We start from the raw sequence: 25,730 nt of genomic DNA, 5'->3' as shown, positions 1-25,730 counted from the left end.
TGGCTATGCCGCAGGTGAGTACGTGACGCTCGAGAAGCCGATCGGTGACGCCCGCGCGCTTTTCGGCAAATTCGACGGACGCGTCATCCACGGCATCCATGGCATCGATGACCCGGTGACCGTGGATCGGGCCATGTTCAGCATGTGGGGCCAGGGGATCGGGGCGGAGATCATGGGCCGCCGTAAATTCGGTCCGCAGACGGGCGAATGGCCCGATGACGGCTGGGAAGGGTGGTGGGGAGACGAACCGCCCTTCCTCACCCCGGTGTACATCCTGACCCACTATCCACGCCAGAAACTCGAATTCGCCAACGGCACCAGCTTCCACTTCGTCGATGCGTCGCCGAAGCAAGCGCTTGGCCTGGCGCAGGAAGCGGCCGGCGGGTTGGATGTCCGGATTGGCGGTGGACCATCGACCGTGAGCCAGTTCTTGCAGGCTGATCTCATCGACTTCCTGCATGTGGTGATCGTTCCGATCGTGCTCGGTTCCGGAGTCCGGATCTGGGATCACCTGGCCGGCTTGGAAGACCGCTTCAGTGTCGAATCCATTGGCACCTCCAGCGGACTGACTCATCAGTTGTGGAACAGGACGAGCCGCACATGATGCAGGCACCGCGTCATTGAGCGGTAGCCAAGTCCCGGAACGCGATGAATCCGTACTTCAACATGTAGCGTTATATGCTGCGCTGTGATCAGCGCAGACGGCGAGCGCAGCGTCCGAACGAACCTGCGGCGGAGCAGCGGTAGATGTCCAAGTCATCGGCTGGCGCACATTTCGGGACCTCTGAGGGATCTTGGATGAAACTGCAATTGAACTACCCACCGCGATTAAACGACTGCTTCCGCGGGCCAGATTGGCCGGGACGACACTATTGAAGGTCGAGTGAACTCCACTGCCCTAGATGTCATCGACGTGCAGATCGGCGTGCTGCGCGGTTGCCATGAAGTCCAACTGGTACTGGAACGCATGGCTGTATTCGTGCAACGTGCGCGCGCCGAAGGTACGCCTGTAGTGTGGGTGCTCCACGATTCAGCCGGTGCGGGAATCCCGGAGTGGGAGCTCGTTTCACCACTGAAATGTGGGCCCGCGGAGCCGTTTGTGCGCAAGAATTATCGTGACGCATTTGCCCAGACGGTGCTCCGCGAGGTGCTTGAGGATCTCGGGGCGACGCGTCTTGTCGTCGCAGGTGCACCATCCGATTTCTGCGTTCGGACGACCAAGCAACGAGCGGCGGCCGAAGGCTATGACGTAGGTCTGGTCGAGGATGCCCATACGACGGTTGACTCGTCGTGGGGTGAGATCGAGGTGATGGCGGGTCAGATAATCGCTCACACGAACAAGTACTTCTCCGGGCTCAGCTATCTGGGCCGCGCCTTCGGCGTTGCCGCTGATAATCGGATGCGGTTCTAGCGCTCATAGCCGCGAGCTTCCACCGTGCATTGGGCCCTCGCCGGGTTGGTCTGATCCTCCGAGACGGATCGATACGGAAGTGGCACGTATTGCACATCGCAATCCGCGTACATTGTAGGCATGTCAACACCAATAATCCTTCGCAACGAAGCGTTCACCGTGCTCGGTTGTGCAGTGCGTACCGACGAAGCAGGCTCAGCTCGGATCATTCCCGACTTATGGAACCGCGTCTACGGCGAACGGCTACTGAACAATGTGCCCGGTCGGATAGATGACGACATCTACGCCGTCTACACTCATCTCGAAAACTCCGGGCGAAACCGTAGCGGCTGGTTCACGTTTCTGATCGGCGTTCATGCTGATCCGTCGGTCACGGTGCCCGAAGGGATGAGCCTTGTCTCGGTCCCCGCCTCCACCCGGGCCAGTTTTACGGTACCCGCGGGAGATCCGACACGTGTGATGGAAGCGTGGAAGCAAGCCTGGGCATACGACGACGCGTACAAGACTTTTCTCTGCGAGTACGAGCGATACGGGCCGAGCGGGGCAAGCGTCAATCTCGGAGTGCATGGCGATCCTGCTTCACCTGCCAACCCTGGCCGAGAGACCCGGTGAAATGAATACAATAATTCCTGCCATGCCAGCCGAGGTTGCTGCGGCCTTCTCCAATCTGCCTACCGCAGCTGCGGATCGACTAATTGTGGTGCGGCGCATCGCATTCACGGTTGCCGCCAAAATTCCGCAGACGGGTGGGCTGCATGAGTATCTGGCCTGGGGGCAGCCTGCGTATCGTCCGGTGCATGACGGTGTCGGAACGGCCGTACGACTGGGCATCCACGGCAACGGATCTCCAGCGATGTTCGTGCACTGCGGCACCTCGCTTCTTGCAGAATTTCGACAGGTGGCCGGCCACCTCGAGTTCGACGGACGGCGCGCGGTGCTGCTCCCCGCGGAGGGGCCACTACCTGAAAACGAACTGCACGTCATGATCGAGCACGCGTTCACGTCGAAGTACAGGAAGAACCGTTGGGTATCCTCAAAGTATGTTGAGGTAGGTGATTGCAATGCCCGGTGAGCAGACATGGATATCCTACGAAGAACGCTTCGAGGTGGTACTCAGTCATATCTACGAGCACCTTGGCGAGCCACTGGACCTGATTCAGCTCGCGGAGGTCGCGGGGTTCTCGCCGAGGCACTGGCATCGCATCTTCTCGGAAGCTTTCGGGGAGTCTCTGCCATCACTGGTGAAACGTGTGCGGCTGCAGCGTGCCGTCATATTGCTTGCCGAGAATCGGCCGATCCGCGAGATTGCTGCAGTCTGTGGCTATCCGAATGTCTCTTCGTTCACCCGCGCGTTTCGGATCGGCCTCGGAATGACCCCGGCCCAGTATCGAGAGCAAGGCGGCCACGTCGATTTGCGGGCCGCCCGGATGCGGGATGATCCGAAGCGTTTCGAGGTGTTGAACACAGACATTCCGGCGATCCCGTGTCTGGCGGTAAGGCATCGGGGATCGTTCTTACAGATCGACCGCGCATACCACGACCTACGGTTGTGGCTGCTGGCAAATGGGTTCGACCCAGCAGCCGAAGAAATGTACGGGATTTACCTATCAGATCCTTCGCAGACTCCGGAAGCCGAACTTGAATCACTTGCCTGCGTCACCGTCCCGAAAGGGTTCCAAAGCGAACCACGGCCACTCTCACGCGAGTCCGCTGCGCCGACGAGGTACACCATCCGCGGAGGTCCCTACGCCGTATTCACTCACGTCGGCGCCTACGCCGATATGCCGGAAAGCTATGCTTGGCTGTTCGGCTGCTGGCTTCCGCATTCGGGCCGAAAGATGGCCGAGGAGCCAGTGGTGGAGCATTACATCACGCGACCAGATGAAGGAACGCCCGTGGGCATGGCAACCGAATTGATGCTACCGCTCAAAACCTCCGGCTGAATCCCTCGTCTGGGGCTCTAATGTTTGGGCGAGCACCCCGCGCGGACCGGCGCCCAAGCGGCTCGAGCAAAAATGGCTCCGGTCTACCTGCAGGGCGCGGAGTCGGTTCATGGACAATATGCGCACGAAACTCGGATTGCGCGCCAGCATGGGGCATCATTCGCCCGGTGTTGGGCACATGCTATTCGAAAGGTCAGGCCGTGCAAGTCACAAGTCGTAGTGCCGTCGCGCTTGACCAGTGAATCCACGGCGCACGGCCTGCAGTGTCGTCTCCGGCGAATCATTGAAGCAGGACCAGACGCCCGGGTGGAGCGCGCCCATGGTGTTGCTATTCCGCTCGAACACCAAGGTGTAGTCGTGCGAGGTCCTGATTTTCGAACCGATCTCCACCACGTCGACGGTCTTTTTGGCGAAGACCCCGCGCACGGCTGATTCGGCGGCATTCGGGTCCTCCGGCAGCAGGCAGAGGGTAACCTCGAATACGGCGTCTCTCGGCGACTCCACGGCAACGGCGATGCGGGCCCGAAGCTTGTCTGCGTTCTGGCACGGTCAGGGGGGAGAAATCGATCAGGGGGGCCGATCCTGAATTGCAGAACGCGTGCTCGAGCCATGGCACAATATAAGCTGTCCGTTCCCGCTGATTCGCCTGGTCCTCTCACTAGCGCTCTTCCAAGTCCAGCGCCTTCCATGCCTCCGCTGCGGGCAACAGGAGCAGGGCAATCTGAGCCAGCTGCGGACGGCTCCGGTGAAGTTGGGCCAGGCCGCGCTCGGTGTGTCCTCCTCGGCGTTCCACGCGAGAACTGTGCCGTGTGCCGCCGAGAGAATCTAGCGCGTGCCGCAGATCCACAGCGACGAGAGTTCCTGGTCACTGGACGCTGCGAGGACGGCCACGGCCACCCCCTCCGAGGCCGGCCGCCATTGGATTCATGTATTTAGGCCAACGCAGTCATAGCGGAGGATCTGCGCTATTCTGAGCTTGCCCTATGCGACGACGCGGTGCAGTTCCGAATGCATCCTGCCGCACGCCACTGGCCTGTCTGAACGAGGGAAGCTGAGAACCATGAGAATGCTGCTGGGGGATGTGTTGCGGACCGCGGGCGATCTGCCGTGGACGCACGCCCTGTATGCTTCGGCAGGCCGGCGGTCCTTCGAGGAGTCCGCGCCGGTGCTGGTCTGGGATGTGGATGACGTCTCCGATGCCGCCACGGATCTGCCGGCCGAAGCGATCGCGCTCGACTACGAGTATGTCCTCGCGATCGATGACGTGCAAAGCATCGTCGCCAACGCCCTAGCGCAGCGACCTGGCGCGACAACCGCGGAGCTGCTCCTCGCGTTCCAGCACTATCTAGACCGCGACGCTTTCATTGTGTGGGAAGGGTGAACCATGCTCTCAAGAGAGGCACTGAGCGAGAAGTTCACCCTGCATCCGCCCGCTTCGCCCGCTGTTCTGGAAACCGAGCGGAGCGAGTATGGCGGTCCGCTGCCCGAGGAGTATGTGGATTTGCTTCGGATCTCCAATGGTCTGTACACCGACGGGAACCTGAGCATCCTCGGGGCCGAGGGCGTAGCGCAACGCAACGTCGACTACGAGGTGCAGGCCTACCTGCCCGGCTACTTCATGATCGGCGACGACGGCGGCGGGACCGCGATCCTGCTGAACCTGCAGGACCGTGGCATCTACGAGGTGGACATGGGCGTCATGGATGAGCAGAGCATGGAACGCAACGCCGGTTCCCTCGATGAATTGCTCCGGCTCGGCACGTGCCTGGCCGAGCGCAACGGCTAGCGAGGGAACAAGCACCGGCGGGCACCTTGATGAAATTGATCAATCCAGTTAAGCCATCGAGCTGCGTCTGAATCCGGTGCGGGCGCCACCCTCGGGCGCGTTGCCCTGCCCGTGGCTATTGAATGTTTCTGCTGGGATCGGCTGACTTTTCGCAAGCAGCTACACGGTGCGGGAATGGCGGTATCCCCAAAAATCGCGAGCACGCTCAATTCGGGACGAGCTCAGGGGGTTCAACGCAGGATTCAACGGGCCATTCAATTACTACGGAGCACAGTGGCGATGGAGTAGCACCTTGAAAAGTCGCAAAACAGTGGTTCCGTTAAGTCCATTGTTCTCCTCGCTATTCTGAGCTCCGGATTCTCATCGACAGATAGTTCGAGAATCCGGCACGCTTGGCAAACTTCACCGGGCGCGAGTGCGATTCACGGAATCCGAGCTTGCGGTATAGCGCCAACGCGGCGGTGTTCGTATTCTTGATGTCTCGGAGCACGAATTCCTGGTAAGGCAACCGCAGCAAATGCTTCATCAGAGCGGTTGCGACGCCCTGGCCTTGACGTTGTGGCACGGTGGTCACGAAGCCGATCTCGGCCAGAGCGGGCCGTGCGTCCGCGTAGGCCCCGAGGAACTGGCTCCGAACGATAAAGTAGCTGATTGCTCCGTGCCAGTTTCCCAACGCACGCCGAAATTCACGTCCGCTGGGCTTGAAGCACTCCTGATCTCCTTCCGTCAGGGTCGCAACCGCCGCAGGTTCTCCATCGACCAGTGCAATATAGAAGCGCTCTAGGATGATCATGTGTTCGAAAGCGTCCGCCAGAACCTGCGGGTCTTTCGAGAAGTACTTGAAGTCGTCGGCAAATCCGTGGATTAGCACCGCGGTGATGTCCCGGCGGGAGTTCTCGCCAAGCTCGTCGCCACGTTTGATCTCGATCATGGGTTTCCCTCGCCAGTTAGTAGGCGAAGCACAACGTCTGCGCCTGAGTCGGTCAACGCGTCCTGGATGACCAGGCGCATGTTCGCAATACCCGACAGCATTGCGAAATAATAGGCGGTTAGTTGCTCCGGATCGCCATCTGCGAACTGTCCGGAGGTTTGTCCCCGACGGATGAGCTCGGCGAAGGCTTCCCAGAGAGAGCCCTGTTCGGCCGCGAGCCGTGCCGCCGTTCCTGCCGGGGTGTCGCTCAGGAATCCTTGGTTGATCACGAGATAGAACTCGGCTGCCTCTTGATCGCCCGCGAGGTCGGAGAGGAAGTCATGTGTGAAGCCGCGCACTAAGGCGAGCGGATCGCCGTCGCCCGAAAGAGTATCGGAGACCGCTTCTAGGCCGGCCGCGGCTTGCTTGAGCAGGTCGTCGAAGAGGACTTCCTTGCTCGCATAATGCCGGTAGATGGATCCGATGCTGAGCCCAGCTTCTTCCGCGATGTGCCGGATGCTCGACGCAGCGAATCCATGCCGTGCAAAAATGCGGACGGCGGCGCGCTCGATCGCCTGGCGCGTAGTCTCGCGCAAGGCCCGATTCTGTTCTGCTACACGCACGAACACCTCCATAGAATGAACTGATGTTCATTCTATGGATTTCAGACCTGGCGTGCAATGCTCATCTGTTATCGAATGGCTGACCGTCGATGTTTTCGCCACGGTACAATAGCGGGATTCGCGATTCGCACGATCCGTAGTCCATATCTGGATAATATCCAGCTCGTCCCTTCCCCGGAAGGCCAGGGTTGCGACTCGACGCAGATTTTCTTGCGGTCACAGCATCAGCATGATTGCTGCTCTGGCTCCTCGAATTGGCCGCTGAATAAGAGCTGCAGAGCTGTGCGCCCCGGGGCATTTGCGGCAGGCGCCGCACCGCAGCGCGTCAGCAATTGGCGTTCGCGGGATGCTTCGCCCGAGCGCGCCCCGCCAAGGGCATGATCAGCAGCGCGATCGCCGTCAGCGCGGAGGCCACCCAGATGGGGGAGAGCAGGCCCAGCCCGGTGGCCAGGCCGAATGCACCGAGCGCGGGCCCGGCGGCGGCTCCGGTGTTCAGCGCCGCAGTGGCGTACGAGCCACCCATCGTCGGCGCCCCCGAAGCCGCGTACAGAACTTGTGTGATCAGGGTGCTGCCCACGCCGAACGACAGAGCTCCCTGTACGAACAGCAGGATCATCAGGGCGCCCGGATGGGATGCGCTCAAGGCCAAGGCAATCCAGCCGGCAAGCAGCAGCGGTCCGCCGACGGCGAGCACGGCCCCCGAATGCCGGTCCGCGAGCCGCCCCGCGAGCGTGACGCCGAGGAACGACCCGCTGCCGAAGATCACCAGGGCGACGGGGATCCACCCTTCGGCCAGCTGCGCGTGCTCGGTGACTACCGGTGCCAGGAAGGTGAACGCGGCGAAGGCGCCGCCGTTGACCAGGGCGCCGAGTCCCAGGGCGAGGATCAGGCGCGGCGTGGCCAGCTCGCCGAGTTCCAGGCGCAGCCTCGGAGCACCCGAAGCGTCCGCGGGCTGCCGGGCAGTGGGCCCGAGGCCGCGCAGGATGCCAATGGCTGCGGGAATGCAGAGGACGGCGATCGCCCAGAATGTGGTGCGCCAGCCCATCGCCGTGCCCAGCAGCGCCCCCGCGGGCACGCCCGTGATGGTTGCGAGCGTGGTTCCAGCGAGCAGGATCGACAGCGCGCGCCCCTTCTGGTTCTCCGGCACGAGCGTGCCGGCCGCGCTCAGTGCGACGGCGAGAAATCCGGCGTTGGCGAGGGCGCCGAGCACGCGGGTGATGAGCAGAATCGAGAACAGGGGCGTTATCGCTCCGATCACGTGGCTTGCGGCAAAGAGGAAAAGGCAGAGCAGCAGCGTGAGCCGCGGCGGCCAACGCCGGGCGAAAGCGGCCATCACCGGCGCGCCGATGACCATGCCGAGCGCAAAGGCGGAGGTCAGCAGCCCGGCAGTGCCGAGGGGCACGTCAAGTTCGGTGGCGATAGCGGGCAGCAGGCCCGCGAGCATGAATTCTGAGGTGCCCATGACAAAAACGGCCAGGGCAAGCAGGTAGAGAGCAAAAGGCATCGAGGACTCCGAGGTGAGAGATCAAAAAAGGGGTTCCTTTTTGTCACCACGGCCAGGGGCCCGGATAAGTCAGGCACGCGTGCGCGCAGGGTGCGGCGCTGGTGCTTAGCGGTTCAGGGGACTGGCGGGGTGACCGGCAGTCCCCGACTTGTCTGACTCGGGACTCGACATGCCTGAAACTATACATGGTGCCGATGCGCCGCATTCCGGAATTACCGCCGGGCTGCCCGGGAGAGCGGATCAGCAGGAGGCGGCTTGCGCGACGGTGAAATGCTGGCCGCCGCCGGGGCCCTCGAGTTCGTCGAGCACGGAGATGGCCAGGTCGGCCGCGGTGATCCGCGAGATGCCATGCTCATCGGTGAGCAGTGTGCCCCGCCCGCGCCGATAGCTGCCCGTGCGCTCGCCGGGCTCGAGAATCGCCGGCGGGCTCAGATAGATCCATCCGCTGTAGGGGTGCCGCTGGCAGGTTTTGAACTGGTCGAGGCTGGCCTGCGCGACGTGCTTCCACGCAGCGGGCACGTAGTCGGGGTCTTCGATCAAGAGCCGGCCGGGATCCGTCGGGGAGCGCAGCGGTGCCGCGCCGCCGACGATCAGCACCCGAGTGCCGTGCTGCTCGGCGGCGTCCAAAACGCCTCGGGTGAGCGGCGCCAATCGGGACTCTTCGCCCGGGCCGAGCCGGATGGCGAGCACCGCCGCGTCGGCCTTGGCGAGCACCGGGTGCAACGCTGCGGTGTCGGCTGCATCAACGGCCAGTGTGCTCAGCCGGTCGTGGCGAGGTGCGGCGTGGTGCCCTCGGGAGAGCGCGATGACGTGGTGTCCGCGGTCGAGGGCTTCTGCGGCGATGGCTTTGCCGGCCATGCCGGTGGCGCCGAGAACTGCAATGTTCATGCGGGGAACCGTGCTTTCTTCTTCGTTGGGCCCAGTTGACCGGCGACCATGGCGATGAGCGCGACGGCGAAGCCGAAAAGTTGGCCTGGGGTGAGGACCTCGGCGGCGATGGCCGCGCCGAGGGTTGCGGCTACCAGCGGGGAAAGCAGCCCGAGCAGTGCGGTCGCGGTCACCGGCAGCCGGCGGATGCCGGAGAACCATAGTCCGTAGGTCAACAGCGCGCCGATCAGGCTCAGCCACAGGTATCCGGCGACCGCCGGGCCATCGATGCCCGGCGGGATTCCGTCGAAGAGCATGGCCGGGATGAGCAGCAGCAGTCCGGCGGCGGTGAGCTGCCAGCCGGCGAGTCCGATCGCCGAGACGCCCTCGGGCCTGCCCCATTTCTTCGTGAGCACGACGCCGGTGCCCATCGAGGCGGCCCCGGCTAGGCCCGCGAGGATGCCGAGGGGATCAAGGCCCGCGTCGGGACCGAGCACCACGAGGCCGACCCCGGCCATGCCGCCGAGGCCCCAGGTGACCCGCCATGCGGAGAGCTTTTCGTGCAGGATTGCTCCGGCGAGCAGCGCCACCACGATCGGCTGCGACGCACCCAAGGTGGCGGCGATGCCGCCGGGCAGGTGCTGGGCGGAGAGGAACAAGAGCGGAAAGAACGCGCCCATGTTCAGCGTGCCGAGAACCAGGGACTTCCACCACCAGGACCCGCGCGGCAGCCGCCGGGCGATCAGCAGGGCGAGCAACCCGGCGGGCAGCGAGCGCATCAGCGCCGCGAAGAAAGGATGCCCCTCGGGCAGCAAGTGCGTCGTGACGATGTAGGTCGTGCCCCATACGGCCGGGGCGATCGCCGTCAGCAGCGTCCAGCCGATGCGCGAGGGCAGCAGGGTGCCGGGAACTGGCAGCGGGATCGTCGTTGTGTTCATATATTCATCTTCTGCCGCACCGATGAATGAGTCCAACACATTGTTGTCATGCAATCGATGAACTGCAATCATGAATGCATGGAACTTCAGCAGATGCGCTATGCGGTCGCGGTCGCCGAGGAACGCAGCTTCACCCGCGCCGCCGCACGCTGCCACGTGGTGCAGTCCGCACTCAGCCACCAGATCAAGGCCCTGGAACGCGAACTGGGTCTCAGCCTATTTGCCCGCACCAGCCGCCGCGTCGAAGTCACTGCCGCCGGCGAAGCGTTCCTCGTCTCGGCCCGGCTGAGCCTCGACGCGGCCGAACGCGCGGCCTCGGCTGCCGCCGCCGCGACCGGAGAGATTCGCGGCACGCTGACCATCGGGGTGATTCCGACGGTGACGGCGCTCGACATTCCCGCGGTGCTTGGAGCCTTCCACCGTGCACATCCAGCGGTGGGGATCAGGCTGCGCGGCGGAGGCAGCGACGAATTCATCGCCGCCATCGCCGACGGAAGCATGGATGTGGCCGTGCTGGGGCTCCCCGGGGCGATACCGCACGGCGGGGTCGACGCCAGCGTGCTGGCGCGTGAACGGCTCGTCGCCGTCGTATCCGCGCAGCATGAGCTCGCCGGCCGGCGAGAACTGCGGCTGGCGGAGCTGGCCGAGGAGACGTTTGTGGACTTCCCCGTAGGCACAACCGGACGAGCCCCCTCGGATCTTGCCTTCGCGGCGGCCGGGATCCGTCGTGAGGTCGCGTTCGAGGCGATGAGCACCGACCTCATGCTGGGTCTGGTGCGCAGCAACCTCGCCATCGCGCTCCTCTCCCCGGCGGTGATCCCCGACAGCGGCGACTTCCGCGCCATCCCGATCAGCGACGGGCCCACGCGCATCGAGTACCTGGCGTGGAGCGGCTTCAATCTCTCGCCGGCGGCCAAGGCCTTTCTGGACGGCCTGCGTGGTTCTGCAAGCGCCTGAATCCCCACGGTCCGGGCCTCGCGGAGGCATTCGAATCGAGCCGGGCCGAACCACGACTTCAACCTCAGGCTCCGGGTTGAAAGTCTTGAGATTGTGCCAGAATGATTTCATGATTCTGCCGACCCCGACCATGGAGACCGAACGCCTGCGCTTGCGTCCCTTCACGGATGCCGACGCGGAGGACCTTTTCGCATTGCAAAGCGATGCCCAGGTGCTGCGCTATTGGGACTCGCCGCCTTGGGATGACCGGGCGTCGATCGCCCGCTTCATGGCGGGGTGCAGAAAAATGGCGGAGGAAGGCAGCGGTGCCCGCGTGGCCATTGAACGCCGCTCCGACCAGGTTTTCATCGGCTGGTGCACGCTGAACAGCTGGAATCCGGCATTTCGAAGCGCTTCTCTGGAATATTGCCTCAACCAGGCCGCCTGGGGCAACGGCTATGCGACGGAAGCGGCGCACGCCCTGCTGCGCTGGGCGTTCGGCGCCTTCGACCTCAATCGCATCCAATCCGAGGTCGATACCCGCAACGCCGCATCGGCTCGGGTACTCGAAAAGCTGGGCTTCCGCTTGGAAGGCACCTTGCGCGAGGACTGCATCGTCGATGGCGTGGTATCCGACTCCTGGGTGTATGGCTTATTGCGCAGCGAGTGGGCCGGTTGAGCGGAGCATGGCGGTGTCAAGGGGCTCGGTCAATTGATCTGGAGCCCCTGACGTATTGGTCAGCATTCGCTGTATAGTCATTGTATGCTGACTATAGCTTCTCGCCTGGATGTCATGAACCGGCTCGGCCGGGCCATGGCCGATCCGACCCGCTCCCGTATCTTGATGACCCTGCTCGGTGGGGCGAGCTACCCGGCGGTGCTCTCACGGGAACTGGAATTGACCCGCTCGAACGTCTCGAATCACCTGGCCTGCCTGCGCGATTGCGGGATCGTGGTCGCCGAGCCTGAGGGCCGGCAAACCCGCTACGAGATCGTCGACCCGCACCTCGCCGCGGCGCTCACCGCGCTGGTGGACGTGACCTTGGCCGTGGACGAGAGCGCGACGTGCCTGGATCCGGCCTGCGCGGTTCCCGGCTGCTGCGACGCGGGAGCCGTGCAGTGATGGCCGCGGAGCTCACGCTGACACGGAAGGACGTGCTGCGGCGGCGGATCAAGATCGTCGTGGCAATCACGATCTCCTGGAACGTGATCGAGGCCGTGATCGCGCTGATCGCCGGTTCGGCCGCCTCCTCAGCGGCGCTGATCGGCTTCGGACTGGACTCGATCGTCGAAGTCCTCTCTGCCGCGGCGGTGGCTTGGCAATTCGCGGCGCCCGACCCCGAACGCCGCGAGAAGACCGCGCTGCGGGTCATCGCGCTGTCGTTTTTCGCCCTGGCTGCCTACGTATCGGTAGATGCCGTGCTTTCGCTGTCCGGGCTGCGCGAGCCGGAGCACTCCCCGGTGGGGATCGCGATCGCGGTGTTGAGCCTGGCGGTCATGCCATTGCTCAGCTGGTTCGAGCGCCGCACGGGCCGCGAGCTCGGGTCCGCCTCGGCGGTCGCAGACTCCAAGCAGACCCTCATCTGCGCTTATCTGAGCGCCGCCCTGCTCGCCGGCCTGCTGCTGAACAGCCTGCTCGGGTGGGCATGGGCGGACTCGGCCGCCGCACTCGTAATCGCCGTCTTTGCCGTCCGCGAAGGTATCGAAGCGTGGAAGGGCGATGCCTGCTGTGCCGCTCCGGTGGCCGTGCTCACCGGGGAACGGGAGGCCCCGGGGTGCAGCGATGATTGCGGTGGTCACTGACCAGGCGCCGGGTCAGTGGCGGAGCGGGGCAGGATCGCCGTGGGCCTTCCTTCCACGGGCAGTCGCTAGCTGCTGTTGCGTGAGCCAAGAGCTTCCCGATTGCTAATCTGGGAAGATGAACATTCAGCGAGCCGTGCTTCGTGGGCTGGTGCTGTGGTTGATCTTCTCGCTGGCCGGGATCGGCATCGTGGCGGTACCCGACAACGGTGGTGCAGTTTTCCGGTTGAGCCAGGGGCACGGGCCTTCGCCGTGGGATCTGCTTGGTATCGCGATACTGCTGCTCGGCTGGGTTCTTATCCTCGTCCCGCTCTTCCGGGCCCGAGCGCTGTTGCCGGTTCCCGGTCTCGTCCTCGGTGGGTTCTTGGCGGGCCTGGCGATCGTCATGTGGTCGGTGCTCTCGGATACCGGAACGTGGTGGGTTCTTGGTGCCTCGCTATCAGCCGGGATCCAGCTGGCAGCCGCAATTTCCGTCGCCGCCGGGCGGCGCCCTAGCCGGCGCGGAGTTCGGCCGAAACGGGAATAGCCCCAAGACAGGTCATGGCACGGGCAGCCGCATCCGGGGGCGGGGCTGCTGCCGGTCGGCGACGGCCGCTATTTCGACTCAAGGTGGCGTTGAATCTGCCGCCCGGTGAAAAATCCCACGATCGGCTGCAATGCGATGCCTAGCACCGCGAGCACGATCCACAAGGCCAGATTCGCCTCGGCCGGCGGGGACATGAACATGCCGGAGGCGAGCCAGACACCGATTCCGGCGACGGCCAAGAGATACACCAAGCCGCAGAGCTTGCCCGTCGTGCTGCTGGCCGTCAGCCCGAGGAAAGCGAACGAGGCCCAGAAGAACGAGGCGATTGCACATAGTGCCGACAGCCCAAAAGCCAGCGGGTCGAAGAGGTACCAAGCGGCAACGGTCCCGCCGTAGATGTTCTGGTCAACTGCAATTGGCCAGCTGATCATGAAGACCAGCACCAGGGCGATCGCAACCAGAGTGGAGAGCAATAACAGTTGGGGCAGGCCCTTGGCAGGCAAGCCCGAATCCGAGCGTTTGAAGTCGACAACCAGGATGGTCCAGAGCATCGCGCAGATGACGACGGTGCTGCCGGACCATGCGCCGTCTCGCTGGACTTCATTGATGCTGCTGGTGGTTGTCAGCATCCCGGTGGCGGAAAGCAGCACCAGAACGGTCCCCAAGACCGCGACGAAGATCGCCTTGTAGAGCATCGTGCGCAGAGCCGAAGTCCAGGTCAGCGACGCGGACGAAGTACGCTTGGAGCTCATTGGATTTCGCTGACTCGTCTTTGGTGCGCGTCGATTAAGTGATCCCATCTGACTATTCTGCCTCTACACGGTGGGAGTCAGCGTGCCTTGCGCTGTTCCTTGGCGACGTTTCGCATGATCCGCAGATAGCCGAAACCGACGACGAGATGCAGCAGGGCGCCAGCGGCGAGAATGTAGACACCCGGGGTGAAGAGCACCGAAAGCTGATCGATGCGCCCCAGCGCAACGCAGGCCAAGCCCAGCATCATGATCCCTGTTCTGATCTTTCCAAGCCAGGTCGAATCCGGCGGGGAAGACAGGCGCAAGAAGAAGTAGGTGCACAGCAAGGTCAGGTCGGTGATGAAGATGGCCAGCCCGATCCACAGCGGAACCGATCCGTTCAGCACAAAGGCGATGGCGATGGCCACGATTCCGAGGCGATCGGCGATGGGATCGAGCAGAATGCCGAGCCGGGAAACCTGGCCGAACTTGCGCGCGATAAAACCGTCGATCCAATCGCTCAGCCCGAAGGCCAGCAGCAAGATGGCGGTGAGCACCGGCCTAGTATCGGAGATCAGGTAGCCGCAGATGGGGATGACCAGCAGGAAACGGAGCACCGTAATGGCGTTGGGGATCGTTGCCCACTCATGCTTACGTCCCGAGCGCATCGCCACCCTGTCCTCCTTTTCGCCTACGTTGAACGATTGCTTACTGTGGAGAAAATTACAAGAGCTCGGGAAGCCTGGTTGGGATTAAAACACCGATTGAAGCCCACCCTAGAGCGCGGATACGGTCACTGGTACGCTGAGCCTTGTTCAGCGACTCCAAGGAGAACCCACATGTCTGATGTCACACAGCTTGCCCAGCAGCTCACCGACCTGCACGATTCTGGCCGTACTCTGGTCCTTCCCACGGTTTGGGATACCTGGAGCGCCAACGTTGCGGTCAGTGCGGGATTTGAAGGTCTCACCATCGGAAGCCACCCCGTGGCGGATGCCACGGGCAGTGCCGATGGCGAACAGATGGATTTCAAGGATTATCTGCGCCACAGCCAGGTTATTATGGATTCGGTCAGCGTTCCCGTCAGCGTTGATGTTGAATCCGGCTACGGGCTGGAGCCTGCGGAGCTTATCGGGCGGCTTCTCGATGCCGGTGCCGCCGGTGCGAATATCGAGGATGTGGTGCACTCCGAGTCAAAGCGCGTGCGCGAGCGCCAGGAACATGCCGACTACATTGCCGCCGCGCGCCAGAGCGCCGATGAGGCGGGTGTTTCCTTCGTCATCAACGGGCGCACCGACGCGTTGAAGTTCGGCACCGAGGTATTCGCGGATCCCGAAGCAGAAGCGATCGCGCGGGTGAAGCTCATGGAGCAGGCCGGCGCGCGGGCGGTCTACCCCGTGGGGCTGAGCACCGCCGAACAGGTCCGGCGCTTTGTCGACGCGGTGCAGATCCCGGTCAACGTCACCGCCCATCCGGTCAAAGCCCACGGCGCGGGGAACCTCGCGGAGCTCGGCTCGCTCGGAGTTCGCCGCGTGACCTTCGGCCCGCTATGGCAAATGTGGTTGGCAGAACTTTCGGCGGCGGAACTAGCCAAATGGGTCCGCTAGCAGGTCGCTGAGCCGGAACGCCCGAGGCGCGGCTGCGCGGACTAGGCCAGGGTTCCGGCCGCGTAGGCGGCCTGCCCGACATGCTGGATTGCATCGTCGAGGATGGAGAGCAACCGCACCCCGCGGGTGACCGGCGGCTCCCAAGCGCGGTCGACGATCTCATCGAGCTGCGCTTCGCCCAAGGTCCGGACATACCCGCCCAGCGCGGCGAGCGTTGCCTCGAGGTAGTCGAGCAGCAGCTGCTGGTCCTCGACGACAATGCTCCTGGCCTGCTCCGGGCTATGCCCGTAGCCCAGGCCCATCCCGATCTCGCCGAGCCCGAAACGCTCGCTGAAGTCTTCCCAGACCTGGCGCCGGCCGTTGAGCTCGGCTAGCTGCACATCGATTTCCCGGGCGCTATGCCACAGCAGCCAGGCAATGGAATTCGGGTGTCCCGCAGGATGCGCGTTGAGCTGCGCGGCGCTGAGCGGCGGAAGGTTCTGGGCAGCCGACAGCGGGCGCGTAGCCAGCTGGATGAGCATTTCTTTGGAATCCATATTCCACATTGTGCCCCGCCCGCCGCGCTATGTCAGCCCGGCGGCTCGGCCAGCAGCTCGAAGTGCACGGTGTGCGTGGGAACCCCATTGATCTGCAGGGCGATCCCATGGGCCCCGGGATAATAGCGGCGGGTGGTGATCGCCCGGAACGAATGGGAACGGCCGATGTCCATGCTTTCGCCCGGGGCCAAGGTGCGCGTGGCAAGTTTGAAAACCTTGGCGCTGGTGGACCCGTTGGCCTTCAAATGGTGGACGAGGTAATCGATGGCCAGCGCGCTCGGCTCGGTGCCGGTATTGCGGATGGCCGCGGTGAATTCCACGCTTCCACCCCACGGAACCTGTTGCTGGCCGAGCCGCGGACCGTCGACCTCCACCGTCGCCGGAGTAAATCCGAGGACCGCCAGGGCCTGGGGATCTCCGCGCTTGATCAGGGTGCGCAGCGCGTGCTTCACCAGCGGCAGGGTGGTTTTCTCTGGAGCCTGCAGCCAGCGGCGAGCGGTCTGCGTGACCAGCTGCGGTGCATCGCGGCTCAGGTCGTTCAGGTGGTTCGCCACAGAACGGCGCACATACTGGCTTTCGTCGCGATACAGCGCATCGAGTATGGGGATGGTGCGGCCGGGCGTTGCGGTGAGCTGCGCCACGCGAACCGCCCAGGGCAGGTAGGGGCGGGTGCCCTCGCTGGCCAGCCGGCGCACGTGCTCGTCGGGGGACCGGGTCCACTCTTCGGCGATCTCCAGGGCACGGTCCAGGTTATGGGTGAGCAGCGTCCGAATGGCGAACTCCGCGGTCAATCTCCCGGTGAGCGCGGCCAGCAGCGCCATAGCGTCGTCGAAGGCCGCGGAAGAATTCTCCCGTACCGCACGGGTCGCCACCGCGCTGGTCACCGGCCAGATCATCCAACCGGTGAAGTCCGCGGAACGCTCGCTGGCCCGCCGGATAACCGCGGCCAGCTGTGCGTAGTCTTCGGGGAATTCCGCCAGCAGTCCATCGCGCAGGGCATCGGCGCGTTCGCGCAGGCTCAGCCCGGCCAGGCCCGCACTGGCGGCCGGCAGGAACTGCAAGGGGTGATCGGGGACGACGGCCTGGATCTCTTGGACGAGCTGTTCGGCGACATCGGCACCGATGAGTTGATCGGCGAAAGGCATAATGCCATTGTTTCCCGCATCTGCGGGATCTGCGAATTCTGCGATCGGAGAATCCGGATGAAGCGCTGGGCCGCTGCCCAAAAAGCCTGCGAGGGCCGCCCGGCCGGGCGGCCCTCGCCGGAAGCTTAAGGAGCCAACCGAGGTTAGCTTTGAGGCAAGATCTGGAAGCTGACGGCGCCTTCTTCGTCTACGGCCGCGTCGAGCACCTTGTCGTCGAGCTCATCGGTGATCAGCTCGTCGAGGTAAACCGGGCTGCCTTCGCCGCGAACTACCACGTCGGCTGGTTCCGGTGCCGGAACGATCTGCACCGCGAAGGCTGCTTCGTTCGGTGCTCCGGCGCCATCGGCCTGGTGGATGCGCAGCCCAGCATCGGCCGCCTCGGACTGGTTGGTGACGATCGCGGTAACGATCGTGTCTGCCTGGTCGGTCAGTGTGAGCACGAGGCTCTCCTTCCGGTTGTGGACATGCCAAGATCAGGGCATGTGCGTGCCACGATTCCAAAAACAGCAAGGAATCTCAACCCCGCTTAACAGCTGCGAAATACGCTCACAAATCTCCGGCGATCTCCGGTACCCTCCTCCTCCGCAAGTGCGGCGCAGGGCTCTAGCCGAAGGCGAGGTACGGCGCGGATTTCCCGGGCTCGCGCACCGTGAACCGCAGTTCCAGGTCGCTGCGCTCGATCAGCTGCAGCTGATGCGCGTAGGGTTCGCTGATGACATACACGGTGCCGCGCAGCTGCCATTGCTCGGTGAACCATTGGCGCAGCGCACCCAAGAGGCGTTCATCGAGCCCGGATTCCAGCCGCGATTCACGAACCCAGAAATAGATGACCGCCTCCAGCTGCGCCCAGGTGCCGGGGCCCACGGCGCTCACGGCTGATTTGTCCAGAAACTTGGCGCCGGGCGGGTAGACATACACGCAGCCCAGGCACTCGGATTCGCTGGGATCGAGCATCGTGTAGGTAAAGGCGCGATGCTCGTTGTGCAAGCGCTCATGCTCGACGAGGTCTTCGCGGTTCTCCTCCAGGCTGAAGTCATCGGCTGGCCACGCATCCTGCTCCCAGAGCCGCAAGGACTCACGGGTTTCCATCACCGCCGCGTAGTCCAACGCGGCATCTTCGGCGGTGAGCGGACGCAGCAAGAACTCCTCGGTGCGCAGTTGAACGGGAATCGGTGCGTTCGGATCGGTGATCAGCACGGGCAGCTCCTGACGGCGAGGGGTCAACCCAGCATAGAACGCTACGCAGGGAAATTGCGGCCGGAGTCCGTGCGCGGTGCGCTAGCGTAAAACCATGAGCAAAATTCCCGGACTCGAAGAACTACTAACCGCCCTGGACGCGGGCCAGAGCATCACCGGAGCCTCCGGGCATCACCAGACGATGCACGCCGCCAGCCAGGAGGCTTTGCGCATCGCGGCGCAATTGAACGGAAGCTATCACTCACCCGCGGAAGTCCGTGCGCTGCTCAGCGAGCTGACCGGGAGAACGGTGCCCGAATCCGTCCAGCTGTTTCCGCCCTTTACCGCCGACTTCGGGAAGAATATCCACTTCGGCGAGAACGTGTTCGTCAACAGCGGGGCAAGATTCCAAGACCAGGGCGGGATCGAGATCGGTGCGGGTTCGCTGATCGGGCATAACGCGGTGATCACCACGTTGAACCATGACATGGTGCCCAGCCGGCGCGCGGATATGCACCCGGCACGGGTGGTGATTGGCGCCGGGGTCTGGTTCGGCGCGAATGTGACGGTGCTTCCCGGGGTGCGCATTGGCGATGGAGCGGTGCTCGGCGCCGGGGCGGTGGTGACCAAGGATGTGCCGGCCGGGGTTATCGTCGTGGGGGTGCCGGCCAAGCAGGTGGGCACCGTTCCGCAAGAGTAGCCCAACGCCGGGTACAGCGGCCGTTGCCGGTCGCCGCACGGTTGAACTCCAGCGCGGTATGCAGCCAGGAGGTCAATGCGGCATCCTCATCGATGCCCGCGGCATCCACCCGGATCCAGCCCGGCCCCATGCTCCGCCCGGTGCCCATTTCCGCTTGCTTGGCTCCGGGGCGCAGCAAGAGCCCGGCATGGATTGCCGGGTCAGCATGAACCAATAACGCCCCGTCCTTGAGCGCGCCGACCAGCAGCTTCTCATTGACCATAAATTAGTGGCCGCCGAACATCGATACCTCGCGCAGGACCGGCACGCCGGCTAATTTCTCGCGAATACGCTCGATGAGCAACTGCTGAGCGCATCCGGCGGTGAAATTCCGATAGGCCCGTTTGCCCTCCGGTTCTACATCGCCCGAAGTCCAGGACCGGTGATAGTTCTTGACGCTTTCCAACGCTGAGGATCGCTCCATGGTGGGTTCCTCGGGATTCAGAAGGTCAGTTTCGTGCGGAGGCCGCGGACGACGAAGAAAAGGATGACTACCTGCGCGGCAAGCAGGAAGGCGGCGGAACCGACGCTGTCCCAGCCCATTGCCAAGCCCGACTGCAGGGTGCCGATGCCGCTGGCCACGGGGTAGAACAGCGGCCAGAGGATCGCGAGGTTTCGCACGCAGGCAAAGACGACCGCGAAGGCGAGGGCGAACAGCCCGAAGCTCAGCGCCACCGGCAGCGGGACCGATCCCACATGCTGCAGGGCAAAACCGAGGCCGGTGAGCAAGATAGCCGGCAGCCAGCCGAAGGCGCGTTCCCAGCGTAGATAGAGCCAACCGAAGACGAAGAAGGGCTCCCAGAACACCAACAGGTTGGCTAGCAGGTGGGGGAGGAGCTCGACCTGCTGCGCGGCGGCAGTGGTGATGAGCTGGTAGGCGGAGCCGGCTCCTAGGAGCGCGGCGATGATCAGCGAGCGGAGAAGGAATCTGCGGGTGATGCCGAGCCCGGCCCAGCCTTCCCGACGCTGCCTGAGCACGGTAAGCGCCGGAATGAGTGTGCCGAAAAGCAAGATGCCGACAATCAAGAACCCGCTGCCGGCCCAATAGCAGGCCCAGAACGCCAACAGCGTTCCCAAGGCAATGACGGTGTCGCGGCCGGGATCCCAAGCGAGGATCCGCCGCCGGACCCGCGGCGGCGAACCGGCTGCGGTGGAACCAGAGGCCGGGGTGCTGGAACTCGACATGCTCATATCCTCGTCGGTGCGGCAAGGTGGGCCGCTTCGGGGTCCGAAGCCCGGCCCGGTGGCTCTTAGCCTAAATCCATTTCCGGAACCTGGCTAGGGAGGTCCGCCGGACCGCTAGTGTTCGCCCTTGATCACGAAGTAGGATCCGCGGATGGTTCCGGCAAGTTTCGACTTCTGCCGGGCGAACTTGAAGCGCTGGGCAAGTTCCTCCGGCACGTCCATCCCCTCGGAGAGCTTGAAGCCCACCGCACGCTTCGCACCGGGTTCCAGGGAGTAGAGCACGTTGATCGAGAGGCCGGATTCGTAGAAGAGGTAGGCACGTTTGGCCCCATCGGCTTCGAAGAGGCTCGCCTGCAGCACCGGGGAGGCGATATGCAGGTCGCGTTCCTCGGCGAGGATGCGGTGCACCCAGTCGACAATTTCGGGGACTTCGCTGGCCGCACTGAGCGTGAAATCGTGGTCGAACTTATTCTTCAGGTACCGGGCCTCATTGGCGCGCAATCCGGCGAGGGCATCGGCCACCGGTGAGGTTTCCAGGCCCGCGGTGGACACATCTTTGAAATCGACTAGATAGGGCATGCATGCTCCTGGAAAATATTGGGCCGACCGGTTGTGTTGATCCTACCTTCGCAGATGCTAGGCCATGGGGCGTGCGGGTCGCGAAGTTTTCGGTGCGCGCGTAGCATCGAAGCAATAGGCCGCGCCGCGAATCAGAGGAGCTATGTCGATGCTGCGCATTCCACCGCCGGTTCTAGCGCTGAGCGCCGGCGCGCTGCAGGCGTTGCTGTCGCGCCATCGCCACAGCTCGCACGGCTCACGGGTCTCCGCGGGATTGCTGGTGCCGGTCTGTCTGGCCCTGGATATCTCCAGCCTCAGGGCCTTCCGCCGCCGGCAGACGACCATCAACCCGTTGAAGCTGGACTCGGTGAGCGAGCTGGTGACGGACTCGGCGAATGCCTTGACTCGCAATCCGATGTATTTGAGCCTGGCGGGGCTGCTCCTGGCGCATGCCCTGTGGCGGCGCAGCGCGCTCGCGTTGCTTCCGGCCGCGGGATTTGTGCTGCTGCTGGACAAGGTGCAGATTCCTGCCGAGGAAGCAGCGCTCGAAAAGGCCTTCGGCCAGCGTTATTTCCAATACCAGCGTCAAGTCCCGCGATGGGTTTCGCCGCGCACGATCCAGCGTCTCCTGTCACGGTAGGCTGGGCGCATGTACCTGGAAAACATCGTTTTTGACTCGGTAGATCCGCAACGACTCGGTCGATTCTGGCAAGAGCTGCTGGGTTGCGAATTCTTGGACGAGGACGCCAGCGGATTCGAAACACGCCTGCACATCCCCGACGGGCCAACCCTCGACCTGTGCTTTCAACGTGTTCCCGAAGCTCCGCGCGATCCGGTCCGGCTGCATCTGGACCTGCTCGGCGGCCAGGAGCAAGAACAGGTGGTCGCCCGTGCGCTCGCCTTGGGCGCGAGCCACAAGGATATCGGGCAGCAGGATGTTCCCTGGGTGGTGCTGGGAGATCCTGAGGACAACGCCTTCTGCGTCATGGAGGGCCGCGCGAGCTATAGCAATACCGGACCTATCGCCGCGCTGCCCCTGGATTCCTCCGACGTGCGTCGCGATGCCGGCTTCTGGGCCTGGCTCACCGGCTGGGAGCAAACCGCCCTGGGCCGGCCCGGAACGCTGCGTCATCCAAGCCATCGCGGGCCGGTGCTGGAAGTGTGCCCCGAACCGGTGGCCAAGGGGCAAGAAAAGAATAGGCTGCACCTGGACCTGCGTTTGGAAGCCGCCGATGATGCCGAGGCGATCGCAAAAGAGATCGTTCGCCGCGGCGGCACGGAACTGCATCCGAATTGGGGCGACTTGCCGTGGCGCGTCTATCAGGACCCCTCGGGCAACGAATTCTGTGTCCTGCCAGCGGCGGGAAATGACCTATGAGCCAGGAGCGCGAAGCCGACGCTTGCTTCGCCGATGCGCGGCTGGCCGGGCTCTACGACCGGCTTGATGCCGATCGCAGCGACCTGGAACCCTATGCGCAGATCATCGACTCGGTGGGTGCGCGCAAGATCTTGGACGTGGGCTGCGGGACCGGAACCTTCGCCTGCCAACTGGCCGCGCGCGGACTGCAGGTCACCGGGGTCGATCCTGCCGGCGCCAGCCTGGCGGTGGCCGGCGCCAAGCTGCACGCACCGCTGGTGCAATGGGTGCATGGGACGGTGGCGGATGTGCCGGCAGGAGATTTTGACGCGGCGGTGATGACCGCAAACGTCGCGATGGTCTTCACCGACGACGCGCAGTGGCAGCGGACCCTTGAGCGCATTGCGCAGCTGCTGAAACCTGGCGGGCGGCTGATTTTCGAGGCACGGCGGCCCGAAGCTCGCGCCTGGCTGAATTGGACGCCGGAATTGACCCGCGAAACGACCACGATCGATCCGCTGGGGCCGGTCACCACCTGGATCGAAGTGCTGGACTACGCCGATGAGTTGCTCAGCTTCCGTGAAACCTTTCGCTTCGAGCAGGAGGGCAGCGAACTGCTCTCGCATTCCACCTTGCGCTACCGCACGCGCGAAGAGCTGACGCGCACCGTGGAAGCCGCCGGGTTCACCGTTCAGACGGTGCAGGATGCCCCGGATCGGCCCGGGCGGCAGTTCGTTTTCATTGCCCGGCACGGGGCGAACGATTAGTCTCGACTCCATCGGCGAGAACCACCCAACGCAAGGAAGTATCGTGAGCGAGCAACATCCGGCCCAACCGCTGCCCGAGGGCATCGCCGCGGTCCACGGCACCGGATTCCCAGTGGTCCTGGTGCACGGCAACGGCGTGGACCACCGAATCCTCTTCGCCCTCGATGACCAGTTGGAAGCTGCCGGCAACCTGCAGCGCATCTACATCGACCTGCCCGGATTCGGTGGGACTCCGGCCTTGGCGGGCCGCGCCGGTCTGCCCGAATTCGCCGCCTGGCTCCAGCAGCTGCTGCAACACCACTTGGGGGCACGCCCGTTCGCGCTGATCGGCAATTCGCTCGGCGGCCTGCTGGCCCAGGAGATGGCCGACCGCTTCGAATCCCAGGTGCGCGGCATGGTGCTGCTGGCTCCGGTGACCCGGCCGGCGGCCGAGGAACGAACGGTGCCGGCGCGCAGCGTGGTGCACGAAGACGAACTGCTGCTCGAAGAGCTCGGCCCGGTCAATGCCGGGCACTATGCGCAGATGTCGGTGATCCAGACCCGCGCGAACTGGGAACAATTCGAGCGGCATGTGCTGCCCGGGGTGCTCGCCGCTGACCTGCGCGCGATGGCGCACCTGTCCACCCGCTACTTCCTGGAGACGCTGCCGGTGGACCGCGACCGGATTTCGCAGATTCCGGTGCTCATCGCCTGCGGGCGGCAAGACCACATCGTCGGGTTCGAAGACGCCAAGGCGCTGCTGCTCCGCTACCCCAACGCGTCCTTCCTCGAACTGGACCGTGCAGGGCACAACGCGCATATCGACCAGCCCGAGATTTTCGCTCACGCCTTGGCGCGCTGGACCGCGACGGTTAATACCAGCGGCTAGCGCTCGCCGGTCTCCTCGCTGCATCCGGGAGCTCTGATTCGTTGCGTCAGATGAAAACCTCCGGGTGTGACTGTTAACTTTATTTGGCGGTTAAGTTGCAGCTCTAAATGGCGGTTTATGCAGTCCCAGTAGGGGGACCTTCTGCGGGAAGGTGGATACGGGTTTCATCCCTTAGAGTTGAATTCATGATGACCAGAATTGCACGGACGAGCCTGGCCTCAGCCATTGCGCTTTTAGTTGCCGGAGCGCTTGTTGTTACGTTCACCAATCTCGGCATACTGGGATGGGCTTTAACTGGAGCGGGAATCGTCGTTCTAATCATCGCAGTAACGCGACCAAGACGGGCCCGACGTTGGACGAGCATATGAAATTCGGGTAACTTCTTCGTTCTCTCCGAATGTTTCACATAAGGAACGTTTTACGGGACTGTGAGGCTTGTTTGTAGCTGGTCTGGGACTGGCTGGCAGGATAGGTACTGGCCGTTCCGCCCCTCGAATGTGACTCTTTACGGGACTGACCCTCACGGTGTCATTGAATCGACTTGTCCGTTCGCGGGGGTGGGCAGCCGGTACCCGTCCGGCCCACCACGGTAGCTTGATTAGAAGATTGTCCGCCCTCACGGGCGTGACCCCTCACAGTTCTGTTCCGTCGTGATTCCTACCCGGACTGGTACCGGCCAATAACGGCCACCAACCAAGTCCATCTCAAGAGGAAAAGCACGGTGACCGCTTTGTCTATCGTCTCTCATTGCCACCCATTTGTCGTGGGTGTCGACACTCACGCACGCAACCATGTTTACGCCATCCTCGACGCCGCCAACGGCGCGTTACTGGATACGCAGTCATTCCCGACCACCGCGGCCGGTATCAATCGGGCCATCAAATGGGTCGCTCGCCGCTCCAACGCCGACGCCGACACTCTCTGGGTCATCGAGGGGGCAGCGTCCTACGGAGCGATCCTCGCCGGCACCGTGGCCGCCCACGGATTCCCTGTCACCGAGGCCCCGCGTATGGACGCCAAGAAGAACCGCGGCGTCGGTAAATCAGACGCCTTGGACGCCCACCGGATTGCTATGGCCGTGCTGCCGTTGCCGGTGGAGAAACTGCGCCGTCCCCGCCTGAATGAAGGGATCCGCCAGGGCTTGCGGATCTTGGTGACCGCCCGCGAATCCATGTCCAAGGACCGGACGCGCTCGGTCAATGCCTTGAACGCCTTGGTGCGAAGCAACGACCTCGACATCGATGCCCGCAAGAAGCTCACCCCGGTCCAGATCGAGGAGATCTCCCGGTGGCGTGAGCGCGAGGAAGAACTGGCCATGGGTATCGCCAGGGCAGAGGCGGTCCGCCTCGCAAAACATATCCTGGACCTGGATGGGCAGCTGAAGTCTAACGAGCAAAAGTTGGACGAGCTGGTCAAGGTCAGCGAGGCGGCACCCTTGCTCGAGGAGAAGGGTTTCCGTGCGGTGACCGCGGCGAAATGCTTGGTGGCGTGGTCACACGAGGGACGGGTCCGTAGCGAGGCTGCCTTTGCCTGTCTGGCCGGCGTGAATCCCATCCCCGCATCGTCGGGAAACACCGTGCGCCACCGGCTGAACCGGGGCGGCGACAGACGGCTCAACAGCGCCTTACACATGGCTGCGATCACCAGGATGACCTACGATACGGAGACCTGCGACTACGTCGAGAAGCGTCGCTCCGAAGGCAAGACCGACAGGGAAATTCGACGTTGCGTCAAGCGCTATCTTGCCCGTCGTATTTTCAGAATCCTGACTGTCGCGGCCCAAGCAAAAAAGGTGCAGGAAGCGGCTTGACAGACAT

At 63.7% G+C, this 25,730-nt stretch carries 36 protein-coding genes; 19 read left to right on the top strand and 17 right to left on the bottom strand.

Going from position 1 to position 25,730, the window contains the following annotated elements:
- The 5 genes from ACT3TP_RS16825 to ACT3TP_RS16805 all read left to right on the top strand — a co-directional run.
- Positions 1-604 (top strand): dihydrofolate reductase family protein (locus tag ACT3TP_RS16825; protein ID WP_444621116.1); only part of this gene is annotated, 604 nt, incomplete at its 5' end.
- A 279-nt stretch (positions 605-883) separates the two neighbouring features.
- A complete protein-coding gene (locus ACT3TP_RS16820; protein ID WP_444621115.1) occupies positions 884-1,411 on the top strand; it encodes an isochorismatase family protein in 528 nt (175 codons plus the stop codon).
- A gap of 120 nt (positions 1,412-1,531) precedes the next feature.
- Positions 1,532-2,023 (top strand): GyrI-like domain-containing protein, encoded by a 492-nt coding sequence (locus tag ACT3TP_RS16815; protein WP_444621114.1) that lies wholly within the window; start codon positions 1,532-1,534, stop codon positions 2,021-2,023.
- A 22-nt stretch (positions 2,024-2,045) separates the two neighbouring features.
- Positions 2,046-2,483, top strand: coding sequence for a hypothetical protein (locus ACT3TP_RS16810; protein WP_444621113.1), 438 nt, complete (start codon positions 2,046-2,048; stop codon positions 2,481-2,483).
- Entirely contained in the window at positions 2,473-3,354 is an 882-nt protein-coding gene (locus ACT3TP_RS16805) for an AraC family transcriptional regulator (RefSeq protein ID WP_444621112.1), read from the top strand. Before ACT3TP_RS16810 ends, ACT3TP_RS16805 begins: the two co-directional genes overlap by 11 nt.
- 207 nt (positions 3,355-3,561) lie before the next feature.
- Here the strand turns inward: ACT3TP_RS16805 and ACT3TP_RS16800 are convergent, their stop codons facing one another.
- Positions 3,562-3,858: a hypothetical protein gene (locus ACT3TP_RS16800; RefSeq protein WP_444621111.1), complete on the bottom strand. Its 297-nt coding sequence runs from the start codon at positions 3,856-3,858 to the stop codon at positions 3,562-3,564.
- A 154-nt stretch (positions 3,859-4,012) separates the two neighbouring features.
- A complete protein-coding gene (locus tag ACT3TP_RS16795) occupies positions 4,013-4,147 on the bottom strand; it encodes a hypothetical protein (protein WP_444621110.1) in 135 nt (44 codons plus the stop codon).
- Between the two features lie 267 nt (positions 4,148-4,414).
- On the opposite strand from ACT3TP_RS16795, the gene ACT3TP_RS16790 reads away from it, so the two are divergent.
- A complete protein-coding gene (locus tag ACT3TP_RS16790; protein WP_444621109.1) occupies positions 4,415-4,735 on the top strand; it encodes a DUF7716 domain-containing protein in 321 nt (106 codons plus the stop codon).
- A gap of 3 nt (positions 4,736-4,738) precedes the next feature.
- Positions 4,739-5,140 (top strand): SMI1/KNR4 family protein, encoded by a 402-nt coding sequence (locus ACT3TP_RS16785; RefSeq protein WP_444621108.1) that lies wholly within the window; start codon positions 4,739-4,741, stop codon positions 5,138-5,140.
- Positions 5,141-5,480: 340 nt separating this feature from the next.
- Here ACT3TP_RS16785 and ACT3TP_RS16780 read toward each other — a convergent pair whose 3' ends face one another.
- The 5 genes from ACT3TP_RS16780 to ACT3TP_RS16760 form a co-directional block, all read right to left on the bottom strand.
- The gene (locus ACT3TP_RS16780; protein WP_096288878.1) at positions 5,481-6,071 is read right to left on the bottom strand and encodes a GNAT family N-acetyltransferase; all 591 of its coding nucleotides are present in this window, start codon (positions 6,069-6,071) and stop codon (positions 5,481-5,483) included.
- The gene (locus ACT3TP_RS16775) at positions 6,068-6,673 is read right to left on the bottom strand and encodes a TetR/AcrR family transcriptional regulator (RefSeq protein WP_255248534.1); all 606 of its coding nucleotides are present in this window, start codon (positions 6,671-6,673) and stop codon (positions 6,068-6,070) included. Before ACT3TP_RS16775 ends, ACT3TP_RS16780 begins: the two co-directional genes overlap by 4 nt.
- A 325-nt stretch (positions 6,674-6,998) precedes the next feature.
- Entirely contained in the window at positions 6,999-8,177 is a 1,179-nt protein-coding gene (locus ACT3TP_RS16770; protein ID WP_444621107.1) for a Cmx/CmrA family chloramphenicol efflux MFS transporter, read from the bottom strand.
- Between the two features lie 240 nt (positions 8,178-8,417).
- Positions 8,418-9,065, bottom strand: coding sequence for an NAD(P)-dependent oxidoreductase (locus ACT3TP_RS16765; RefSeq protein WP_444621106.1), 648 nt, complete (start codon positions 9,063-9,065; stop codon positions 8,418-8,420).
- On the bottom strand, positions 9,062-9,982 hold the full coding sequence (locus ACT3TP_RS16760; RefSeq protein ID WP_444621104.1) for an EamA family transporter: 921 nt from the start codon (positions 9,980-9,982) through the stop codon (positions 9,062-9,064). Before ACT3TP_RS16760 ends, ACT3TP_RS16765 begins: the two co-directional genes overlap by 4 nt.
- Before the next feature lie 48 nt (positions 9,983-10,030).
- Between ACT3TP_RS16760 and ACT3TP_RS16755 the strand changes: the two genes are divergently transcribed.
- The 5 genes from ACT3TP_RS16755 (at position 10,031) to ACT3TP_RS16735 (ending at position 13,244) form a co-directional block, all read left to right on the top strand.
- Entirely contained in the window at positions 10,031-10,939 is a 909-nt protein-coding gene (locus ACT3TP_RS16755) for a LysR family transcriptional regulator (protein ID WP_444621103.1), read from the top strand.
- A 109-nt stretch (positions 10,940-11,048) separates the two neighbouring features.
- Positions 11,049-11,597 carry a GNAT family N-acetyltransferase gene (locus ACT3TP_RS16750; RefSeq protein ID WP_444621102.1) on the top strand — a complete coding sequence of 183 codons (549 nt, stop codon included), beginning with the start codon at positions 11,049-11,051 and terminating at the stop codon, positions 11,595-11,597.
- 84 nt (positions 11,598-11,681) lie between these two features.
- The gene (gene cmtR / locus ACT3TP_RS16745; RefSeq protein ID WP_444621101.1) at positions 11,682-12,041 is read left to right on the top strand and encodes a Cd(II)/Pb(II)-sensing metalloregulatory transcriptional regulator CmtR; all 360 of its coding nucleotides are present in this window, start codon (positions 11,682-11,684) and stop codon (positions 12,039-12,041) included.
- Positions 12,041-12,721: a cation transporter gene (locus tag ACT3TP_RS16740; RefSeq protein ID WP_444621100.1), complete on the top strand. Its 681-nt coding sequence runs from the start codon at positions 12,041-12,043 to the stop codon at positions 12,719-12,721. Before cmtR ends, ACT3TP_RS16740 begins: the two co-directional genes overlap by 1 nt.
- A 115-nt stretch (positions 12,722-12,836) precedes the next feature.
- On the top strand, positions 12,837-13,244 hold the full coding sequence (locus ACT3TP_RS16735) for a hypothetical protein (protein ID WP_444621098.1): 408 nt from the start codon (positions 12,837-12,839) through the stop codon (positions 13,242-13,244).
- 68 nt (positions 13,245-13,312) lie between these two features.
- On the opposite strand, the gene ACT3TP_RS16730 is transcribed toward ACT3TP_RS16735, so the two are convergent.
- Positions 13,313-13,996 carry a hypothetical protein gene (locus ACT3TP_RS16730; RefSeq protein WP_444621097.1) on the bottom strand — a complete coding sequence of 228 codons (684 nt, stop codon included), beginning with the start codon at positions 13,994-13,996 and terminating at the stop codon, positions 13,313-13,315.
- Positions 13,997-14,073: 77 nt separating this feature from the next.
- The gene (locus ACT3TP_RS16725; RefSeq protein WP_444621117.1) at positions 14,074-14,643 is read right to left on the bottom strand and encodes a CDP-alcohol phosphatidyltransferase family protein; all 570 of its coding nucleotides are present in this window, start codon (positions 14,641-14,643) and stop codon (positions 14,074-14,076) included.
- A 171-nt stretch (positions 14,644-14,814) separates the two neighbouring features.
- Between ACT3TP_RS16725 and ACT3TP_RS16720 the strand changes: the two genes are divergently transcribed.
- Positions 14,815-15,582 (top strand): isocitrate lyase/PEP mutase family protein, encoded by a 768-nt coding sequence (locus ACT3TP_RS16720; protein ID WP_444621096.1) that lies wholly within the window; start codon positions 14,815-14,817, stop codon positions 15,580-15,582.
- A gap of 41 nt (positions 15,583-15,623) precedes the next feature.
- Here ACT3TP_RS16720 and ACT3TP_RS16715 read toward each other — a convergent pair whose 3' ends face one another.
- The 4 genes from ACT3TP_RS16715 to ACT3TP_RS16700 all read right to left on the bottom strand — a co-directional run bounded on the left by ACT3TP_RS16715 (position 15,624) and on the right by ACT3TP_RS16700 (position 18,460).
- Positions 15,624-16,118, bottom strand: a complete 495-nt coding sequence (locus tag ACT3TP_RS16715; protein ID WP_444621095.1) for a mycothiol transferase — start codon at positions 16,116-16,118, stop codon at positions 15,624-15,626.
- A gap of 32 nt (positions 16,119-16,150) precedes the next feature.
- Complete coding sequence (locus tag ACT3TP_RS16710) at positions 16,151-17,263, bottom strand: DNA alkylation repair protein (protein ID WP_444621094.1); 1,113 nt, start codon at positions 17,261-17,263, stop codon at positions 16,151-16,153.
- Between the two features lie 143 nt (positions 17,264-17,406).
- On the bottom strand, positions 17,407-17,703 hold the full coding sequence (locus ACT3TP_RS16705; RefSeq protein ID WP_444621093.1) for a Fe-S cluster assembly protein HesB: 297 nt from the start codon (positions 17,701-17,703) through the stop codon (positions 17,407-17,409).
- A 163-nt stretch (positions 17,704-17,866) separates the two neighbouring features.
- Complete coding sequence (locus ACT3TP_RS16700; RefSeq protein ID WP_444621092.1) at positions 17,867-18,460, bottom strand: GNAT family N-acetyltransferase; 594 nt, start codon at positions 18,458-18,460, stop codon at positions 17,867-17,869.
- Positions 18,461-18,554: 94 nt separating this feature from the next.
- Here ACT3TP_RS16700 and ACT3TP_RS16695 point away from each other — a divergent pair, with 94 nt between their 5' ends.
- A complete protein-coding gene (locus ACT3TP_RS16695) occupies positions 18,555-19,139 on the top strand; it encodes a DapH/DapD/GlmU-related protein (protein WP_444621091.1) in 585 nt (194 codons plus the stop codon).
- Here the strand turns inward: ACT3TP_RS16695 and ACT3TP_RS16690 are convergent.
- The 4 genes from ACT3TP_RS16690 to ACT3TP_RS16675 form a co-directional block, all read right to left on the bottom strand.
- Positions 19,087-19,401, bottom strand: a complete 315-nt coding sequence (locus ACT3TP_RS16690) for a hypothetical protein (protein WP_444621090.1) — start codon at positions 19,399-19,401, stop codon at positions 19,087-19,089. The two genes, ACT3TP_RS16695 and ACT3TP_RS16690, sit on opposite strands and share 53 nt — an antisense overlap.
- A 3-nt stretch (positions 19,402-19,404) precedes the next feature.
- Positions 19,405-19,602: a hypothetical protein gene (locus ACT3TP_RS16685; RefSeq protein WP_444621089.1), complete on the bottom strand. Its 198-nt coding sequence runs from the start codon at positions 19,600-19,602 to the stop codon at positions 19,405-19,407.
- 17 nt (positions 19,603-19,619) lie between these two features.
- Positions 19,620-20,363 carry a hypothetical protein gene (locus tag ACT3TP_RS16680; protein WP_444621088.1) on the bottom strand — a complete coding sequence of 248 codons (744 nt, stop codon included), beginning with the start codon at positions 20,361-20,363 and terminating at the stop codon, positions 19,620-19,622.
- A gap of 114 nt (positions 20,364-20,477) precedes the next feature.
- A complete protein-coding gene (locus ACT3TP_RS16675) occupies positions 20,478-20,942 on the bottom strand; it encodes a phage tail protein (protein ID WP_444621087.1) in 465 nt (154 codons plus the stop codon).
- Between the two features lie 148 nt (positions 20,943-21,090).
- Between ACT3TP_RS16675 and ACT3TP_RS16670 the strand changes: the two genes are divergently transcribed.
- The 5 genes from ACT3TP_RS16670 to ACT3TP_RS16650 all read left to right on the top strand — a co-directional run bounded on the left by ACT3TP_RS16670 (position 21,091) and on the right by ACT3TP_RS16650 (position 25,723).
- On the top strand, positions 21,091-21,561 hold the full coding sequence (locus ACT3TP_RS16670; protein WP_444621086.1) for a methyltransferase family protein: 471 nt from the start codon (positions 21,091-21,093) through the stop codon (positions 21,559-21,561).
- Between the two features lie 9 nt (positions 21,562-21,570).
- Entirely contained in the window at positions 21,571-22,299 is a 729-nt protein-coding gene (locus ACT3TP_RS16665; RefSeq protein ID WP_444621085.1) for a VOC family protein, read from the top strand.
- Positions 22,296-23,045: a class I SAM-dependent methyltransferase gene (locus tag ACT3TP_RS16660; protein WP_444621084.1), complete on the top strand. Its 750-nt coding sequence runs from the start codon at positions 22,296-22,298 to the stop codon at positions 23,043-23,045. The genes ACT3TP_RS16665 and ACT3TP_RS16660 overlap by 4 nt, the downstream gene beginning before the upstream one ends.
- Before the next feature lie 43 nt (positions 23,046-23,088).
- Positions 23,089-23,913 (top strand): alpha/beta fold hydrolase, encoded by an 825-nt coding sequence (locus ACT3TP_RS16655; RefSeq protein ID WP_444621083.1) that lies wholly within the window; start codon positions 23,089-23,091, stop codon positions 23,911-23,913.
- 721 nt (positions 23,914-24,634) lie between these two features.
- Positions 24,635-25,723, top strand: coding sequence for an IS110 family transposase (locus tag ACT3TP_RS16650; RefSeq protein ID WP_444621081.1), 1,089 nt, complete (start codon positions 24,635-24,637; stop codon positions 25,721-25,723).
- Positions 25,724-25,730: the final 7 nt, after the last annotated feature.

This window comes from Glutamicibacter sp. AOP38-B1-38 (genome assembly GCF_052377485.1).
GTDB lineage: Bacteria > Actinomycetota > Actinomycetes > Actinomycetales > Micrococcaceae > Glutamicibacter.
The sequence above is the reverse complement of the archived record's forward strand: the minus strand, read 5'-3'. Positions and strand labels throughout refer to the sequence as shown.